Origin of the sequence: Ornithinimicrobium sufpigmenti, assembly GCF_004322775.1 — a bacterium.
Taxonomy (GTDB): Bacteria; Actinomycetota; Actinomycetes; order Actinomycetales; family Dermatophilaceae; genus Ornithinicoccus; species Ornithinicoccus sufpigmenti.
Genome location: NZ_CP036403.1, coordinates 3,208,225 through 3,223,911, shown reverse-complemented (window position 1 = coordinate 3,223,911; position 15,687 = coordinate 3,208,225). Strand labels below are relative to the sequence as shown.

The following is a 15,687-nucleotide window of genomic DNA, read 5'->3' as shown; positions in this document are numbered from 1 at the left end:
AGGTATGCCGACCCGCACCGCAGGCGCCCACCGCGCCACCGCTGGCCGCGCCACCGCTGGCCGCGGCTCAACGGGGGCCGTTGCCGTCGCCGCCGCCGCCGCGCTGCTGCTCACCGCCTGCACCGGAGGCGAGGAGGACCCGATGAGCCAGGACCCGACGAGCGCGACAGCGACCACCACCGAGCTGTCGACCACGACCGCGGCACCCGCCCCCGACTCGATGACCGCGGGGCCGGACGACGCAGCGGCGACCACCGCGCCGGGCTCGACCCCACCGTCCGAGGTGGACCCGGCCGCGGTGATCAGCGACGAGGTCCTGCTCGAGCAGACCCAGTGGGCGCTGGGGCTGCTGGAAGAGGAAGGTGTCGTCTCCGAGGAGGAGTTCGCCGAGCGGTTCGACCAGGCCTTCCAGGACCAGATCAGCGCCTTCGAGCTCTCCGTCGGGATCGGCCCCTTGCGCCTCGCTGGTCCCTACACGGTCACCGACGTCGTCGTCGCCGAAGGCGTGGGGCGCGCCGCGAGCCTGTCCCTGCACTCCGACCAGCGCCCGCTCATCCTGTCGATCGTCCTCGACGACGAGGGCCGGATCGAGACGCTCTTCTACCAGGACGACACCTCGGGGGAGCCGCCGGTCATCGGCGCGTGGGCCGACCTGGACGCCGCGCTGACCGAGCTCGGTGCAGAGGCCCAGGTCGTGGTCGGCGAGGTCCGGGACGGCACCTGCCAGACGGTCCACACCACCGAGGGTCTCCCGGAGGGCGGGGAGGCCTGGCCGACCGGCTCCGTCTTCAAGCTGCTCGTGCTGGCCGGGCTCGTGGACGCCGTCGAGGCGGGCGAGCTGGCCTGGGACGACGACCTGGAGGTCACCGAGGGCGTCAAGAGCCTGCCCTCGGGCGTCCTGCAGGACCGGGAGGCCGGCTCGACGGTGACCGTGCAGGAGGCCGCCGAGCTGATGATCTCGATCAGCGACAACACCGCCACCGACCTGCTCATCGCCGCCGTCGGCCAGGACCGGCTGCGCTCCTCGGCGGAGCAGGCAGGCGTCGACGCCGAGCGCCTCACGCCGCTGCAGACGACGCGCGAGCTGTTCATCCTCGGCTGGGGCGTGGGGCAGGACGTCCGGGACCGGTGGTCCCGGGCGACCGCCCCGCAGGAACGTCAGGCCGTCCTCGACGACCTGCCGCAGGACCTGTCGGTGGTGGACGTCGCCGCCGTCACCACCCCGGTCTGGCAGGACGGCGTGGACTGGCCGCTCACCGGGGGCGAGGTGTGCTCCATACACGCCCGGCTGCAGCACCAGGCGAGCACCGGGGCGGGCGCACCGGTGCGGGACATCCTGGCGGCCAACCCGGGCGGGCAGGTGCCGGACGGGGTGACCTACCAGGGCTTCAAGGGTGGCTCGGCCCCCGGCGTCCTGGCGCTGAGCTACTACGTCGAGACCGGCACCGCCTCCGGGACGTCGGCGCAGGACGCTCCCGACGGGTTCGTACTCACGGTGCAGACGCGGAGCGGGTCGATGATCGACCAGCTGCGGATGAGCACGATCGTCGAGGCCGGCCTGCGGCACCTGGCGGGTGACGAGGACTAGGGTGAGGCGCGATGCGTGAGTATCTCGTCGTCGCCCTCGCCCTGCTGGCGGGCATCGCCGTCGTGGCGGCCGCCATGGGTGGCCGGCGCCTGCTCGCGCCCGTCGACCCGTCGGCCGCCAAGCTGGCGACCTACGAGTCCGGCGTCGACCCCGTCGGGTCGGGGTGGGAGCAGGGCAGCGTCCGGTATGTCGTCTTCGCGCTGCTCTACGTGATCTTCGCGGTCGACGCCGTCTACCTCTTCCCCTGGGCGCTGGTCATCCGCACCGAGCTGGGCCTGGCCTCGCTGGTCGAGATGGCGATCTTCATCGGGGTGCTCGTCGTGGCGCTGCTGCACGTGTGGCGGCGCGGTCTGCTGAGGTGGTGGTGATGGTCGACCTGCCCGTCCCTCGCGTGGGGGCCCCCGTGGAGAAGGCGCCCCGTGCCGTCCAGGTCGTCCTCAACTGGGGGCGCAAGTACTCGCTGTGGGTGTTCAACTTCGGCCTGGCCTGCTGCGCGATCGAGTTCATCAGCGCCTCGATGGCCCGGCACGACTTCATCCGGCTCGGGGTCATCCCGTTCGCCCCCGGCCCGCGTCAGTCCGACCTCATGGTGGTCTCCGGCACCGTCACGGACAAGATGGCGCCGTCCATCCGCCGCCTCTACGAGCAGATGCCCGAGCCGAAGTACGTCATCTCCTTCGGCGCCTGCTCCAACTCCGGCGGCCCCTACTGGGACTCCTACTGCGTGACCAAGGGCGTGGACCAGCTGATCCCGGTCGACGTCTACGTCCCCGGCTGCCCGCCGCGCCCCGAGGCCCTGCTGGCGGGGATCGTGCAGCTCCAGCAGCAGATCGCCGGTGAGGTGGCCGGGCAGGCCCGCGCCCGCCGCCCCGGCGCGCGGTATGCCGACCGCCCGGTGTCCGCCGACGAGGTCACCCGAGGCCTGGTGGCCCCGCCGGAGGTCGACTGTGGGCCGACGGTGGGCCCTCCGACGTGAGGGACGTGGCCTGACCTGACACGGTAGGAGGCATGGGACAGCTCACGACCGTCAGCCCACCCGACCTCGTCCGCACCCTGGGCGCGGTGATGCTGCCGCCGGTGGTCAAGGGCCCGATCGTCCGTCGACCCCGGGCCGTGACCATGCTGGAACGCCTCGACGCCGAGACCCATGCGCTGACCCAGATGCATCGGCTGCGGGAGAGGTACGGCCCGGACCCCGTCCAGATGAATCTCGCCGGCCGCCGGATGGCCTTCGTGCTGGACCCCGAGGACGTCCACCGGGTGCTCGACGAGAGCCCCGAGTCGTTCGCGCCCGCCTCCCTGGAGAAGCGGGGCGCGCTCGGCCACTTCCAGCCGGCCGGCGTGCTCGCGTCGAGCAACGAGGACCGGCTGCGGCGTCGACCCTTCAACGAGGAGGTGCTGGCAGCCGGCACCACCGTGCACCCGCGGGTGGGCCTGCGGATGGCGCAGATCGCCCAGGAGGAGATGGACGCGCTGCTGGGGCACGTCGACTTCGCCGGCGAGCTGGACTGGGACAGCTATGCCCGCGCGTGGATGCGGGTCGTGCGCCGGGCGGTGCTGGGGGACGGTGCGCGGGAGGACGAGGCGGTGACCGATGAGCTGCTGGCCCTGCGCCGGATGGGCAATCTGTCCTACCTGGCGCCGCGGCGGCCGCGCTTGCGAGCCCGGTTCCTGGAGCGGCTGCGCGGGTATGTCGACCGGGCCGAGCCGGGCAGCCTGGCCGAGGTGGTCGCGCGGACGCCGGCCCCTCCCGGGACCGAGCCGCACCAGCAGATCCCGCAGTGGCTGTTCGCCTTCGACGCCGCCACCTGGGCCAGCTACCGGGCGCTGGCACTGCTGACCGACCACCCCGGCGCCGCGGACCGGGCTCGGGCAGAGCTGGGTCAGGCACCGGACCTGCCCTTCGTGCGGTCCGCGGTGCTGGAGTCGCTGCGGCTGTGGCCGACCACGCCGCTCATCCTGCGGGAGGCGACCCGGGAGACCTCCTGGCGGAACGGCACCCTGCCCGAGGGGACCTCCCTCGTGATCTTCGCGCCCTTCTTCCACCGCGACGACCAGCGCCTGCGCCAGGCCCACGCCTTCGACCCCGACCAGTGGCTGCAGGAGCGCACCAACGAGGACTGGCCCTTGGTGCCGTTCAGCGGTGGCCCCGCGATGTGCCCGGGCCGCAACGTCGTGCTGCTGGTCGCCAGCACGGCCGTGGGTCACCTCATCGGGTCGCGGAGCTTCAGCTCCACCGCGGGGCTGGAGCCGGGCAGGCTTCCCTCGCTGCTGTCACCGTTCCGGCTCAGGTTCCCCCTCTCCGCCCCTACCCCTGCCTGAGGTGGCGGTCATGAGCCGCCGCCCCACCCAGCCGGCCGACCTCGCCCCGGCGGCCTGAGGTATGACGCCGTGCCCGGCTCCTGACCCCGGCGCTGACTCCGACGCGCCGACGCAGATCCCCGGGCGCGGGTGGCTGCTGATCCTCCGTCGGGTGCTCCTGCGGGTCGGTCGCGACCGGCTCGCGATGCACAGCGCGTCCGTCGCCTTCTTCGCCGTGCTGTCGGTCGCGCCCGTGCTGCTCACCGCGCTGTCCGTCTACGGCGCCATCAACACCCCCGAGCAGGCCCTCGACCATCTCTCCGGGATCGCCGACCTGCTGCCCCCGGCGCTCGGGGAGGTGCTGGCCGACCAGCTGGTGTCCATCACCGCCGCCTCGACCCAGCTGCTGACCCTGCGCGGACTGTTCGCGCTCCTGGTCGCCCTCGGGACGGCGATGACCGCGATGACCTTCCTGATGGAAGCCCTGACCGTCGCCTACCGCGAGGAGGAGACCCGTGGCGCCCTGCGCCGGGGTGGCCTGGCTCTGGCGTTCGTGGTGGGCGGCGCCCTGGCGCTGGGAGCAGTGATCACCGGCACTGCCTTGCTCACCCGCTCGCTGTCGGACGCCCCCGGCTGGTTCCGCGCCACTGCCCTGGCCCTGGTGTGGGTGCTGCTCGCCGTGCTGATGGCGGTGGGTCTGGCCGTGCTCTACCGGTTCGCGCCGGACCGGCGGGGGCGGGCCAGGTGGCGCTGGATCAGCCTGGGAGCCACCGTCGCGACCGCCCTGTGGCTGGGGGCCTCTGCCGCGCTCTTCCTCTACGTGCAGAACCTCGGCACCTACGAGCGCACCTACGGCTCCCTGGCAGGGGTGGCGATCAGCATGTTCTGGCTCTGGCTGACCGTCCTGCTCGTGGTGGTGGGTGCCGTCCTCAACGCCGAGAGCGAGCGGCAGACGGCCCGTGACTCCACGGTGGGGCCGGACCGGCCGCCCGGCCGGCGGGAGGCCACGGTCGCCGACGACGTGCCGCCCCACCCGGAGGACGCCCGATGACGCGAGCCGATTCGGGCGCGCGGCATAGGCTTGGGCCATGACTGGGCTGGTGACTGGGCTGGGCAGCGAGGAGCGACGCGTCGAGCCGTCGGGCTGGGTCGAGGCGGTCCGGAACGCCCGGGACGGGGGCTTCGCCTTCTTCGACTGGCTGTCGGCCGTGGACGAGAGCGACGCCGAGGAGGGTGAGGGACTGCCCGGCCCCGGCCTGGAGGTCGTCTGCCGCCTGCTGGACGTGACCCGGCCCACCGCGGGGGAGGGGCTGCGCAGCCTCCTGCTGCGGACACGGCTCCGAGCGGGGGAACGACTGCCCTCGGTGACCGGGATGTTCCGAGGAGCCGCGTGGCACGAGCGTGAGCTCGCCGAGATGTTCGGCGTGGATGTCGAGGGCTTCGACGACGGCACCGGGCTGGGTCTGCGCCCTCTTCTGCTGCCCGAGGGCTTCGAGGGCACGCCGTTGCGCAAGGACTTCATGCTCGGTGCGCGGGCCTCCAAGCCGTGGCCGGGCGCCAAGGAACCCGGCGAGGGCGAGGGAGCCACCGCTCGCCGTTCGCCCTCCCGCCGCCGGCTCCTGCCGCCGGGCGTGCCCGACCCGTCCTGGGGGCCGCGCGAGCACTGAGGACGAGGTCATCGCGCCTCGGCGATGGAGGCGCCGTGCGGGGTATGCAGGCGCCTGGGACGGAGCCGAGCAGGACGCGTGACGCCGTGATGGCGTCACAGTGGTGTCAGGACTGTTGACAGTGACGTCATGATGATGTCAGTATGGCGTCATGAACCTCGATCCCTACCTCGCCTCCGTCGCGGCCGACCTCGACCGGGCCACCGCCCTCGCTGACGAACAGACCCGCTCCGTCGCCGCTCGGGTGGCCACGGCAGTGGAGCCGGCCCTGCGGCTGGCGCTGGTGCAGGTCCTCTCCGACGCGGCCGCGACCATCACCAGCGAGCTGACCGACTCCGCGGTCGTGGTGCGGATGGAGGGCCGGGACCCGGTGCTCGCCGTGCACCGCACGGAGGCTGCCCCTCCGGCACCGCCTGCGCCCCCGGCGCCGCCCGTCCTGGTTCCCGACCCGCCGGTCGACCCGGACGACGGGGAGACCGCTCGGGTGACCGTGCGGCTGCCGCAGTCGCTCAAGAGCCACCTGGACCGCCTGGCCACCGACGCGGAGGTCTCCCTCAACACCTGGATCGTGCAGACCCTGCGCCGCGCCACCGCGCCTGCGTCCGGGGACGGCACGCCCACCGCCCAGAGCACCCACAGCGCCCGCCGCGTCACCGGCTGGGCCTGACCCAGCCAGCCATGCCGACCCTCGGAACCCAGCCCCGCCAGCCCCGCCAGCCTGACCCACGCTCGACTCTCAAGGAGCCCGTGATGAACCAGACCACCGCCACCAGCCTCTCCCGGACCTTCTCCGACGACGCGCCGATCTCGCTGCTGCTGGACAACGCCCGCGGCGATGTCGCCATCCACGCCGACGCCGCCCCGGGCACCGCCACCGTCGCGCTGCGCGCCGACCGCGAGGTCGACTTCGACGGCGTCGAGCTCAGCTGCCGGGACGGGCGGGTCACGGTCGACATCCCGGCCCTGATCGGCGGTGAGGGATCGCGCGGCTTCTCCTTCAGCCTGGGGCCGCTCAAGCTCTCCTCCGGGGACAGCGCCTGCATCGACGTCGTCGTGCACCTGCCCCAGGGCGCGGACGTCGAGGCCAAGACGCGCGCCGGTGACGTCTCCACGACCGGCACCACCGGCACGACGCGGGTCACCACCGGCAGCGGCGACCTGCGCGTCCAGGAGAGCGGATCGCTCAAGGCCAGCAGCGGCTCGGGCGACATCACGGTGGGCAGGTGCACCGAGGGCACCGTGACCACTGGCTCCGGCGACGTGCGTGTCGACCAGGCCACCGGGCCCGGCACCCTCCAGCTGCGCAGCGGCAGCGGTGACCTCGAGGTGCACACCCGCACCGAGGAGACTGCCGCGGTCACCGGCTCCGGCGATGTCGAGCTCGACCTGCAGGCCGGCCAGGCCACCGTGCGCACCGGCACGGGCGACGTGCAGGTGCAGGTGCCGCGGGGCGTGCCCCTCTGGCTCGACCTGCACACCGGGCTCGGTGACGTCACCCAGCGGATCTACCCGGCGGGACCGCCCGAGGAGGGCCAGGAGCACCTCTCGGTCAGCGTGCGCAGCGGCACGGGCGACATCGTCATCACCCACTGACGTCACGGCCCACGCTCCGCGGGCCCCCGGCGCACCCTGAGGCACCACGACGCACCACGACGCACCACGACGCTCAACCCCATACCCACGCCTCTAGGACGGCGCCTGCGCCGGTCCGCCATCCCGTCATGCCGGCTGGCCCACCACGGCATACCCGCATCACCTCCCCTCCCGCACCGCCCACCCACCACCACGAAGGACGACCGTCATGGAACACCTGATGAACCAGCTCGTCGGGCGCAGCATCGCCCAGGAGCGCGAACGAGCCCTGGCCCTCCAGGCCCGCCAGCGCCGGGCCGAGCCGGCGGACCGCCGGCGGCAGAACCCGCCCCGGCCGCACCGGGGCGCCACCCCGGTGGTCGCCCACGCGTGAGCTGCCCGGGGTGGCTCACGCGCCGCTCCTGCCCCTCACCCACCAGGCACACACCAGGCACCCCCCAGGCACCCTTCACGCCCTGCGTCCAAGCCGGGCCGTCCAGCCGGACGGCCCGGCCCGTTTCTGGTCCGGCCCGTTTGCCTCGCCCTTCCTTTTCCGTCCTTGCTGGCCGTCGTTCCTCACCGCTCGTCCTCGTCCCTGCCCTCACGCCCCACGGAGCGCCGCCAGACGCGGGTAGCCAGTTGTCGTTAGGGTGGCGGCGATGCTCGCTGAACTCCCGGTGGCCCTCGAGGTCGCGCTGAAGGCCGTCGTCGTGGTGGCGGCCTTCCTCACCCTGCCCCTGGCGCTGGGTCAGCTGGAGCACAAGCTGATGGGGCACATGCAGGGCCGCCTCGGCCCGATGGAGGCCGGGCCGCACGGGATGCTGCAGCTGGTCGCGGACGGCATCAAGTTCGCCCAGAAGGAGGACGTGACGCCGGCGGCCGCCGACCGGCCGGTCTTCCGGCTGGCCCCCGCCGTCGCCCTCATCCCCTACCTGGTCGCCCTGGCCGTCATCCCGTGGAGCGCGGCCTGGGTGGCTGCTGACGTCCCCGCCAGCCTCCTGCTCGTGCTGGCGGTGACCAGCGTGGGCGTCATCGGCACGCTCATGGCCGGCTGGGGCTCGGGCAACAAGTACTCGCTGCTGGGCGGCCTGCGGGCCGGTGCCCAGCTGGTCTCCTACGAGATCCCGCTCCTGCTGGCCGCCGCCTCGGTCGCGATGGCGGCCGGCACCCTCTCCCTGACCGGGATCGTCCAGGAGTGGTCCTGGTGGTGGCTGCTGTGGCAGGCGCCTGCAGCCGTCGTCTTCCTCACCGCCACGGTCGCCGAGCTGCAGCGCACCCCCTTCGACGCGCCGATCGCCGACTCAGAGATCGTCTTCGGTCCGCTCACCGAGTACACCGGCCTGCGTTTCGCCTTCTTCCTGCTGGCCGAGTATGCCGGGATCGTGGTGATGTCCCTGCTGTTCACCGTGCTCTTCCTCGGCGGGTGGCGCGGCCCGTTCGCCGACATCGGCGGCGTCGGCGCCCTCTGGACGCTGCTCAAGGCCACCGTGGTCGGGGCGTTCATCCTCTGGCTGCGGGTGGCCTGGCCGCGGGTACGGGAGGACCAGCTGCAGCGGCTGGCCTGGCTGGTGCTGCTGCCGCTGGCCCTGGCCCAGCTGGCGGTCACCGGCGTCGGGGTGGTGGTGCTCGGATGAAAGGCCTGCTGCGCGGACTGCGCACGACCCTGCGTACCCTGACCCGCCGCCCGCACACGGCGCAGTACCCCCACGTGGAGCCGGAGCTGCCCGAGCGCTCCCGCGGCGTTATCGCCCTGCTCGAGGACAACTGCACCTCCTGCATGCTCTGCGCCCGCGAGTGCCCGGACTGGTGCATCTACATCGACTCGCACAAGGAGGAGGTCCCGCCGGAGAAGGAGGGTGGCCGAGCCCGGCAGAAGAACGTCCTGGACCGCTTCGAGATCGACTACTCGCTGTGCATGTACTGCGGGATCTGCATCGAAGTCTGCCCCTTCGACGCCCTCTTCTGGGCGCCCGACTTCGCCTACGCCGAGGGCGACATCCGCAACCTCCTGCACGACAAGGAGCGGCTGGGCACCTGGATGCGGCGGGTGCCGGAGTCGGCCTGGCCCGAGGGGTATGCCGTCACTCGGGGGGCTCCGCCCCCCGAGTCCCCCCCGACCGCTGCCGTCACTCGGGGGGCTCCGCCCCCCGAGTCCCCCCCGACCGCTGCCGTCACTCGGGGGGCTCCGCCCCCCGAGTCCCCCCCGACCGCCGCGGGGGCGGCGCAGCTGCCCGACGGTGAGGTGGAGAGGCGGGCCGCCGCCCGGGTGCCGGGGGACTCGGCGGTGGCAGCGGAGACGAAGGCTGCTGAGCTGAGGACCGGCACCGGGACCCAGACCGAGTCCGAGGAGGCGGCACCGGGCGGGACGGGGACGACCGAGGAGCCCGGGGAGCAGCGCCCGTGAGTGGTCTGGACGTGCTCTTCGTGGCCGTCGGACTGCTCACCGCGGGCGCCGGCCTGCTCGCGGTCATCTCCCGGCAGGTGCTGCACGCGGCGCTGTGGCTCGTGGTGGCGCTTGGCGGGATCGCCGGCTGCTACCTCGTGCTGGGCGCCGAGCTGGTGGCCCTGGTGCAGCTGCTCGTCTACGTCGGGGCCGTGGTCGTGCTGATCCTGTTCGTCCTCATGCTCACCCGGCAGGGCAAGGTGCCCGCGGTGGCCGCCGCCCCGCACCGGGTCGCCGCCGGCCTCGTCGGTGCCGGGACGACCGTCGTCCTCGGCGGAGCCCTGCTGACCGCCTTCGGCTGGGGGCAGGTGGAGCTCACCGGACCCGATGGCACCGAGGTGGCCACCGCGATCTTCGGCACCCACGTCTGGCCCTTCGAGCTGCTCTCGGCGCTCCTGCTCCTCGCGCTGGTCGCCGCCGTCGCCGTGGCCCGCGCTCCGGTCGGCGGGGAGGACGAGACGTGATCCGTCCGGCCCTGCCCTACCTCCTCGTGGCGGTCCTCGCCGGGCTCGGTGCCTACGGCGTGCTGGCCCGCCGGCACGCCGTCCTCATGCTGATCGGTGTCGAGCTGCTGCTCGGCGCCGCCGGCCTGCTGCTGGTCACCGTCGGCCAGACCGGCGTGGCCACCGACGCCTCGGCCCAGGTGCTCACCCTGTTCCTCATCACCATCGCGGCGGCCGAGGTCGTCGTGGCGCTGGCGATCCTGCTGGCCCTCTTCCGCGCCCGCGGGCACGTGGACCTGCATACCCCCCTCGAGCCGCGGAGCGAGGTGGAGCCGCGATGAGCCTTGCCGCCGCTCTGTCCACCCCTCTGCCCGCCCTCTCCTGGGACGACCTCCAGCTGCCCTCGTTCGACGTCCCCTCCCTGCCGGTGCCGGACCTGTGGGGCAGCCCGTCGCAGTGGCTGGTGCTCATCCCCCTGCTGGCCGCGCTGGCCGGCGTCACCCTCGCCGGCCGGTCCAACCGGCTGGGTGCCTGGATCGCGGTCGGTGGGGCGCTGGCGACGGCGGCGGTGTCCCTGTGGCAGCTGTACACGCTGGCACGGATCGAGGACAGCCAGCGCACGGCAGGGACGATCGGGCCGCTCAGCCTCGGCGAGCTGCAGGCACCTCTGCAGCTCGTCGTCGGCTGGCCCCTGGCCCTGGTCAGCGCCACGGTGGCCGTGGTCGCGCTCGTCATCCAGGGGTATGCCCGGTGGTACCTCTGGTACGACCCCCGCTACCGCACCTTCGCCGCTACCGTCTCGCTGTTCACCGGGGCGATGCTGCTCACGGTGCTCTCCGACGACGTGCTGCTCACGCTGGTGGGCTGGGAGGTGATGGGCTGGTGCTCGTTCCTGCTCATCGGCCACCACTCCACCAAGGCCGGGGCCAGGCGGGCCGCGGCCAAGGCCCTCATCGTCACCCGCACGGCCGACGCCGCCTTCATCGTGGGTCTGGTGATCCTCGCGGCGGGTGCCGGGACCACCGCCCTGCGGGAGGTCGTCGCGCACTGGTCCCAGGTGGCCGTGGACGGCCCGGGGCCGACGCTGACGGCCGCGATGGTGCTGGTCGTCCTCGGCGTGGCCGGCAAGTCGGCGCTCTTCCCCTTCCAGGACTGGCTGCCGGACGCGATGGAGGGCCCCACGCCGGCCTCCGCACTCATCCATGCCGCCACCATGGTCGCCGCCGGCACCGTGGTGCTGACCCAGCTCTTCCCGCTGCTGGCCGTGACGGGCCCCGCCCGGCTGCTGCTGGCGGTGCTGGCCAGCTTCACCATGCTGGGCGCCGCCGTGCTCGCCTTCGCCCAGGGAGACCTCAAGCGACTGCTCGCCTGGTCCACCGTCAGCCAGGTCGCGCTGATGCTGGCCGTGCTGGCCGCGGCGACCCCGCAGACCGGGCCGGACGCGGCGCTGCAGCACCTCGTCGGGCACGCCTGGTTCAAGGCCCTGCTCTTCCTGGCGACCGGCTGGCTCGGGGTGCTGGTCGGCGGGACCGCGATGGCCGTGGTGGCGTCGGGCACCCGCCGCTACCGCGTGCTGCGGCGCCGCTTCGGCTGGGGCCTGCTGGCGCTCGCCGGGGTGCCGCCGTTCGTCGGCTTCGTCGCCAAGGAGCTCATCCTCGGCACCGCCGAGGCGGCGGCCTCCGCCGGCGGGGGACTGGCCTCGATCCTCGTCCTCGGCGCCGTCGGCGCCTCTGCCCCATTGACCGCCGCCTACTGCATGCGGGCCTGGCTGGTGCTCAGCCGGCCCACCCTGGAGCAGCGCCTCGCCGAGGCCTACGAGATGGGGGACGTGGAGCGGATCGACGACTTCTTCGACGAGCCACAGGTGGTGCAGGAGGCCGAGGGGCTGGAGCGGGCCGAGGCCGCGATCAGCTCGACCGCCCGGCTGGGCACCTCGCTGCTGATGGTGATGACCGTGCTCAGCGGGGCCGTCCTGCTGCTGCCGGTCTGGCGGTCCGAGCTGCACCTCGACCTGCGGCTGATGGCCGCGACCCTGCTGCTCATGCTGGTCAGCGCGCTGCTGGTGCGGCTGGCCGCGCGCGGCGTCCGCACCCGCGACGCGGCGGCGCGGATCCCGGCGGGGATGAGCCTGGCGGCCGAGCGGGGGCTCGGCGCCGACTACGCCTACCGGCTCCTGGTCGGCGCCCCCGTGCTGGCGCTGGCCCGGGCGGTGACCTGGTTCGACCGGGAGGTGCTGGACTCCTGGGTCCGGGGCCTGGGCGCCGCGCCGCGACTGCTGGGCCGGGCCGGTGACCTGGCCAGCCCGCGGCGAGCCACCCCGAGCATGGCGCTCGTGCTGGCCGGTGTCCTCGTGCTGGCCGCGATCGGGGTGCTCACCACGTGAGCGGCGTCAGCGAGGCTCTGGTCGCGGTCCGCGACGAGCTCAGCGAGCTCGTCCCGGACCTGGGCACCGGGTGGCTGCTGCTGGCCCTGGGGCCGCTGCTGCTGGCGGCGGTGACCCTGCTCACGGCGGGCCGCTGGCCCACCCCGCCCGGACGACGCGTGGTGCATGTGGTCTCGATGCTGGCGGCCGTGCTGTCGGCGGCGGGCGTGCTCGGCACGGCCCTGCACCGCCCGGTGGTCGCCCAGCCCTGGATCGAGAGCCTCGGTGTGTGGTTCACCCTGCGGGCCGACGGGCTGTCCGTGCCGCTGGTCCTGCTCACCGCCGTGGTCGGCGTCGTCGCCACCAGCCTGCACCTGCACGTGCCCCCGCCGCCCCGACCGACGGACCCGGCCCTGGAGGGCACCACCCCCACCTCGCCCATCCCTGTGGTCCGGGGGACCGACGTCCCCGGCCTGGCGGGCTACCACGCCTGCCTGCTGCTCATCCTCCTCGGCTCCCTCCTGGCCTTCCTCGCCGGGGACGCCCTGCTGTTCTTCATCGGCTTCGAGCTGGTCCTGATCCCGATGTGGCTGCTGATCGGCCGCTACGGCGACCCCGCCAGCGACCCCCGCGGTGCCGCCCAGCGGTTCCTGGTGATCACCGTCGTGGGCTCCTCGCTCATGCTCACCGGCCTGCTCGCCCTGGCGACCGCCACCGGCACCACCGACCTGGCCCTGTGGGCGCAGCACGGGCCGGGTGCCCTGGACCGCAGCACCCAGATCGTCGTCGCGGCCCTGCTCCTGACCGGGCTCGCCCTGAAGATCCCGGTGTTCCCGCTGCATACCTGGCTGCCCTGGGTGCACGCCACCGCGCCGACGGCCGGGTCGGTGCTGCTCGCGGCGGTGCTGCTCAAGCTCGGCACCTACGGCATCGCGCGGTTCGTCGTGCCGGTGGTCCCGACCGGTTTCGCCTTCTGGGCCCCCCTGCTGGGCGGGCTGGCCGTGGTGGGCATCGTGTGGGCCGGGCTGGCGTGCCTGGTGGAGCGCGACCTGAAGCGGCTCATCGCCTGGGCCTCGGTGGCCCACCTCGGCTTCGTCGTGCTGGCGCTGGCCACCGGCACCCAGACCGGGCTGCAGGCGGCGCTCTTCGGCAACGTCGCGCACGGGCTGGTCTCCGCGCTGCTCTTCGTGGTCGTCGGCGGCCTGAAGCACCGGTGGGGCAGCGCGGACCTGGCGGTCGCGCGGGCCGCGGTGCGCGAGGTGGCCCCCCGGCTGGGTGTCGGCCTCGCGCTCGGGCTCGCCGCCGGCATGGGCCTGCCCGGCCTCGCCGGGTTCTGGGGGGAGATCGGTGCGCTCTACGCCTCCTGGGCGCCTGCGGCCGACCGCCCGGAGGGCTGGTTCCGGACCTTCACCGTCATCGGTGCGCTGGGCGCCGTCCTGGCCGTCGCCTACAGCGTCCGGGTCCTGCGCGAGGTCTGGACCGGTGACCGGCTCGAGCCCCGCGTCCCCGACGCGATCGTGACCGAACGGTGGGCCATGGGCCTGCTCGGGGTGCTGGTGGTGGCAGTGGGGGTCCTGCCGACCGCCCTGCTCGCGGTGACCGCGCCCTACGTCGCAGAGGTCCTGGCCCGATGAGCCTCGAGCTGCACCTGGCGGCCACCCTTCCCGTCCTGGCCCCGCTGCTGGCCGCGGTCGTCGTGCTGCTCCTGGACGTCGCCGTGCCGCACCGGCGCGAGCCGCACCTGGCCGTGGCCGCTGCCGGCCTGGCCGCGGGTGCCGTGGCCACCCTCCCCGGCCTGGGGCTCGCCGCCGGCGACGCCCGCGGCGCGTTCTGCCTCCCCTCCGGCCAGTGCCTGTATGCCGCGTCCCGGCTCGTCTCGGTCCTCCAGCTCACCGCGCTGCTGGCCGCGCTCGTCGTCGTGGTCCTCGCCTGGCGCGACTGGACCGCGACCGGCCCGGACGGAGGCGGGGAGGTGACGGGCAGGACGCCGGTGGTCGCCGCGCTCGCCCTGGGCGCGACCGGTGGCGTCGTCGCGGTCCCGGCCGCAGGTGACCTGGGCACCCTGCTGGTCGCGCTCGAGCTGGCCACCCTGCCCACGGTGGCGCTGGTCGCCCTGGTGCGCACCACGTGGGCTCCCGAGCGGCGGGCCCGGGCCGTGGAGGGCGCGGTGTCACTCCTCACCACGTCCCTGGTGTCCTTCGCGCTGCTCGCCCTCGGCGCCGGCCTCTGGGTGGCCGCGACCGGGACGGCGCTGCTCGGGGGCCCCACCACGGTGGAGCCCGCGCTGCTGGTCCTCGCCGCGGTCTTCCTCGTGGCCGGGCTGGCGTTCAAGGTCTCGGCCGTCCCCTTCCACTCCTGGACGCCCATCACCTACGCCGCAGCGCCGCTGCCCGTGACGGCCTACCTGGCCACCGTGTCCAAGGTGGCCTCCCTCGGGGGCCTCATCGTCGTCGTGCAGGCGCTCGGGGTGGTCGACGACACCACCCTGGTCGCCATCGCCGTCCTCGCGGCCGCCTCGATGACCCTGGGCAACCTGGTCGCCCTCACGCAGACCGACACCGTCCGGCTGCTGGCCTGGTCCACGGTCGCCCAGGCGGGCTGGGTCCTGCTGCCGCTGGCCTCGCTGTCCTCCCGCGCCGCCCACGCGGCCACGTCCTACCTGGTGGTCTATGTCATCGCGACCCTGCTCGCGTTCGTCGTCGTCATCGCGGTCGCGGCGGCCACGCCCGCCGAGGACCGGGCCGGACGTCCACCGGCCACAGCGCTCGCTGCGCACCGGGGGCTGCTGCGGACCCGACCGCTCCTGGCGCTGCCCCTGGCCCTGGCCCTGCTGGCGCTCGCCGGCCTGCCGCCTGCCGTCATCGGGGTCGTCGCCAAGATCGTGGCCCTGCGCCCCGTGCTGGGCGACGGGACCTGGTGGCTGGCCGTCGTGGCGGCGCTCAACATCGCCCTCGGGGTGGCGGTCTACGTCCGGTGGCTGGCCGTGCTTGTCGGCCCGGCACGCGCAGCCGTCGGGGCCGCGCCGCTTCGCGACGACCACGATCCCGGCGACCACGAGCCCGGCGACCGTGAGGCGGACGACCGCGAGGCCCACGACCCCAAGGGTGCGACGCCTACCCCGGCCCGGGTCTGGGTGCTGGTGGGCGTCCTCACGGCTGTCCTCGTCGCCGGCAGCGTCCTGCCCGTCGGCATCGTCTGACCCGGCACCCACCCGACAGTCGACCCGAGGCTCGACCCGGCGCTCGACCTGGCAGCAGTGCGGCCACCGACGTCCTGACCTGGGAACACCAGGACGTCCCGCCCGCGTTGTC

Annotated in this window: 16 protein-coding genes; all 16 read left to right on the top strand. The window is 74.0% G+C overall.

Annotated features, from left to right (window positions below; genetic code table 11):
- The first annotated feature begins 4 nt into the window (after window positions 1-4).
- The 16 genes from ESZ52_RS14870 (at window position 5) to ESZ52_RS14800 (ending at window position 15,575) form a co-directional block, all read left to right on the top strand.
- Window positions 5-1,588 carry a serine hydrolase gene (locus ESZ52_RS14870; protein WP_181010031.1) on the top strand — a complete coding sequence of 528 codons (1,584 nt, stop codon included), beginning with the start codon at window positions 5-7 and terminating at the stop codon, window positions 1,586-1,588.
- A gap of 11 nt (window positions 1,589-1,599) precedes the next feature.
- Window positions 1,600-1,956 carry an NADH-quinone oxidoreductase subunit A gene (locus ESZ52_RS14865; protein WP_131105616.1) on the top strand — a complete coding sequence of 119 codons (357 nt, stop codon included), beginning with the start codon at window positions 1,600-1,602 and terminating at the stop codon, window positions 1,954-1,956.
- Window positions 1,956-2,564: an NADH-quinone oxidoreductase subunit B gene (locus tag ESZ52_RS14860; RefSeq protein ID WP_131105615.1), complete on the top strand. Its 609-nt coding sequence runs from the start codon at window positions 1,956-1,958 to the stop codon at window positions 2,562-2,564. The genes ESZ52_RS14865 and ESZ52_RS14860 overlap by 1 nt, the downstream gene beginning before the upstream one ends.
- Before the next feature lie 32 nt (window positions 2,565-2,596).
- On the top strand, window positions 2,597-3,910 hold the full coding sequence (locus ESZ52_RS14855) for a cytochrome P450 (protein ID WP_131105614.1): 1,314 nt from the start codon (window positions 2,597-2,599) through the stop codon (window positions 3,908-3,910).
- A gap of 61 nt (window positions 3,911-3,971) precedes the next feature.
- Window positions 3,972-4,940: a YihY/virulence factor BrkB family protein gene (locus ESZ52_RS14850; RefSeq protein ID WP_131105613.1), complete on the top strand. Its 969-nt coding sequence runs from the start codon at window positions 3,972-3,974 to the stop codon at window positions 4,938-4,940.
- A gap of 37 nt (window positions 4,941-4,977) precedes the next feature.
- On the top strand, window positions 4,978-5,556 hold the full coding sequence (locus tag ESZ52_RS14845) for an NADH-quinone oxidoreductase subunit C (RefSeq protein ID WP_131105612.1): 579 nt from the start codon (window positions 4,978-4,980) through the stop codon (window positions 5,554-5,556).
- Window positions 5,557-5,707: 151 nt separating this feature from the next.
- On the top strand, window positions 5,708-6,223 hold the full coding sequence (locus ESZ52_RS14840) for a toxin-antitoxin system HicB family antitoxin (protein ID WP_131105611.1): 516 nt from the start codon (window positions 5,708-5,710) through the stop codon (window positions 6,221-6,223).
- 83 nt (window positions 6,224-6,306) lie between these two features.
- Window positions 6,307-7,149 carry a DUF4097 family beta strand repeat-containing protein gene (locus ESZ52_RS14835; RefSeq protein WP_131105610.1) on the top strand — a complete coding sequence of 281 codons (843 nt, stop codon included), beginning with the start codon at window positions 6,307-6,309 and terminating at the stop codon, window positions 7,147-7,149.
- 208 nt (window positions 7,150-7,357) lie between these two features.
- The gene (locus ESZ52_RS19345) at window positions 7,358-7,522 is read left to right on the top strand and encodes a hypothetical protein (protein WP_181010030.1); all 165 of its coding nucleotides are present in this window, start codon (window positions 7,358-7,360) and stop codon (window positions 7,520-7,522) included.
- Between the two features lie 265 nt (window positions 7,523-7,787).
- Window positions 7,788-8,762, top strand: coding sequence for an NADH-quinone oxidoreductase subunit NuoH (gene nuoH, locus ESZ52_RS14830; RefSeq protein ID WP_131105609.1), 975 nt, complete (start codon window positions 7,788-7,790; stop codon window positions 8,760-8,762).
- Window positions 8,759-9,532: a 4Fe-4S binding protein gene (locus ESZ52_RS19785; protein WP_238154620.1), complete on the top strand. Its 774-nt coding sequence runs from the start codon at window positions 8,759-8,761 to the stop codon at window positions 9,530-9,532. Before nuoH ends, ESZ52_RS19785 begins: the two co-directional genes overlap by 4 nt.
- Window positions 9,529-10,035: an NADH-quinone oxidoreductase subunit J family protein gene (locus ESZ52_RS14820; RefSeq protein ID WP_131105608.1), complete on the top strand. Its 507-nt coding sequence runs from the start codon at window positions 9,529-9,531 to the stop codon at window positions 10,033-10,035. The genes ESZ52_RS19785 and ESZ52_RS14820 overlap by 4 nt, the downstream gene beginning before the upstream one ends.
- Window positions 10,032-10,355 carry an NADH-quinone oxidoreductase subunit NuoK gene (gene nuoK, locus ESZ52_RS14815; protein WP_131105607.1) on the top strand — a complete coding sequence of 108 codons (324 nt, stop codon included), beginning with the start codon at window positions 10,032-10,034 and terminating at the stop codon, window positions 10,353-10,355. The genes ESZ52_RS14820 and nuoK overlap by 4 nt, the downstream gene beginning before the upstream one ends.
- Window positions 10,352-12,397: an NADH-quinone oxidoreductase subunit 5 family protein gene (locus ESZ52_RS14810; protein WP_131105606.1), complete on the top strand. Its 2,046-nt coding sequence runs from the start codon at window positions 10,352-10,354 to the stop codon at window positions 12,395-12,397. Before nuoK ends, ESZ52_RS14810 begins: the two co-directional genes overlap by 4 nt.
- A complete protein-coding gene (locus tag ESZ52_RS14805) occupies window positions 12,394-14,010 on the top strand; it encodes a complex I subunit 4 family protein (protein WP_238154619.1) in 1,617 nt (538 codons plus the stop codon). The genes ESZ52_RS14810 and ESZ52_RS14805 overlap by 4 nt, the downstream gene beginning before the upstream one ends.
- Window positions 14,007-15,575, top strand: a complete 1,569-nt coding sequence (locus ESZ52_RS14800) for an NADH-quinone oxidoreductase subunit N (protein WP_131105605.1) — start codon at window positions 14,007-14,009, stop codon at window positions 15,573-15,575. Before ESZ52_RS14805 ends, ESZ52_RS14800 begins: the two co-directional genes overlap by 4 nt.
- Window positions 15,576-15,687 lie beyond the last annotated feature (112 nt).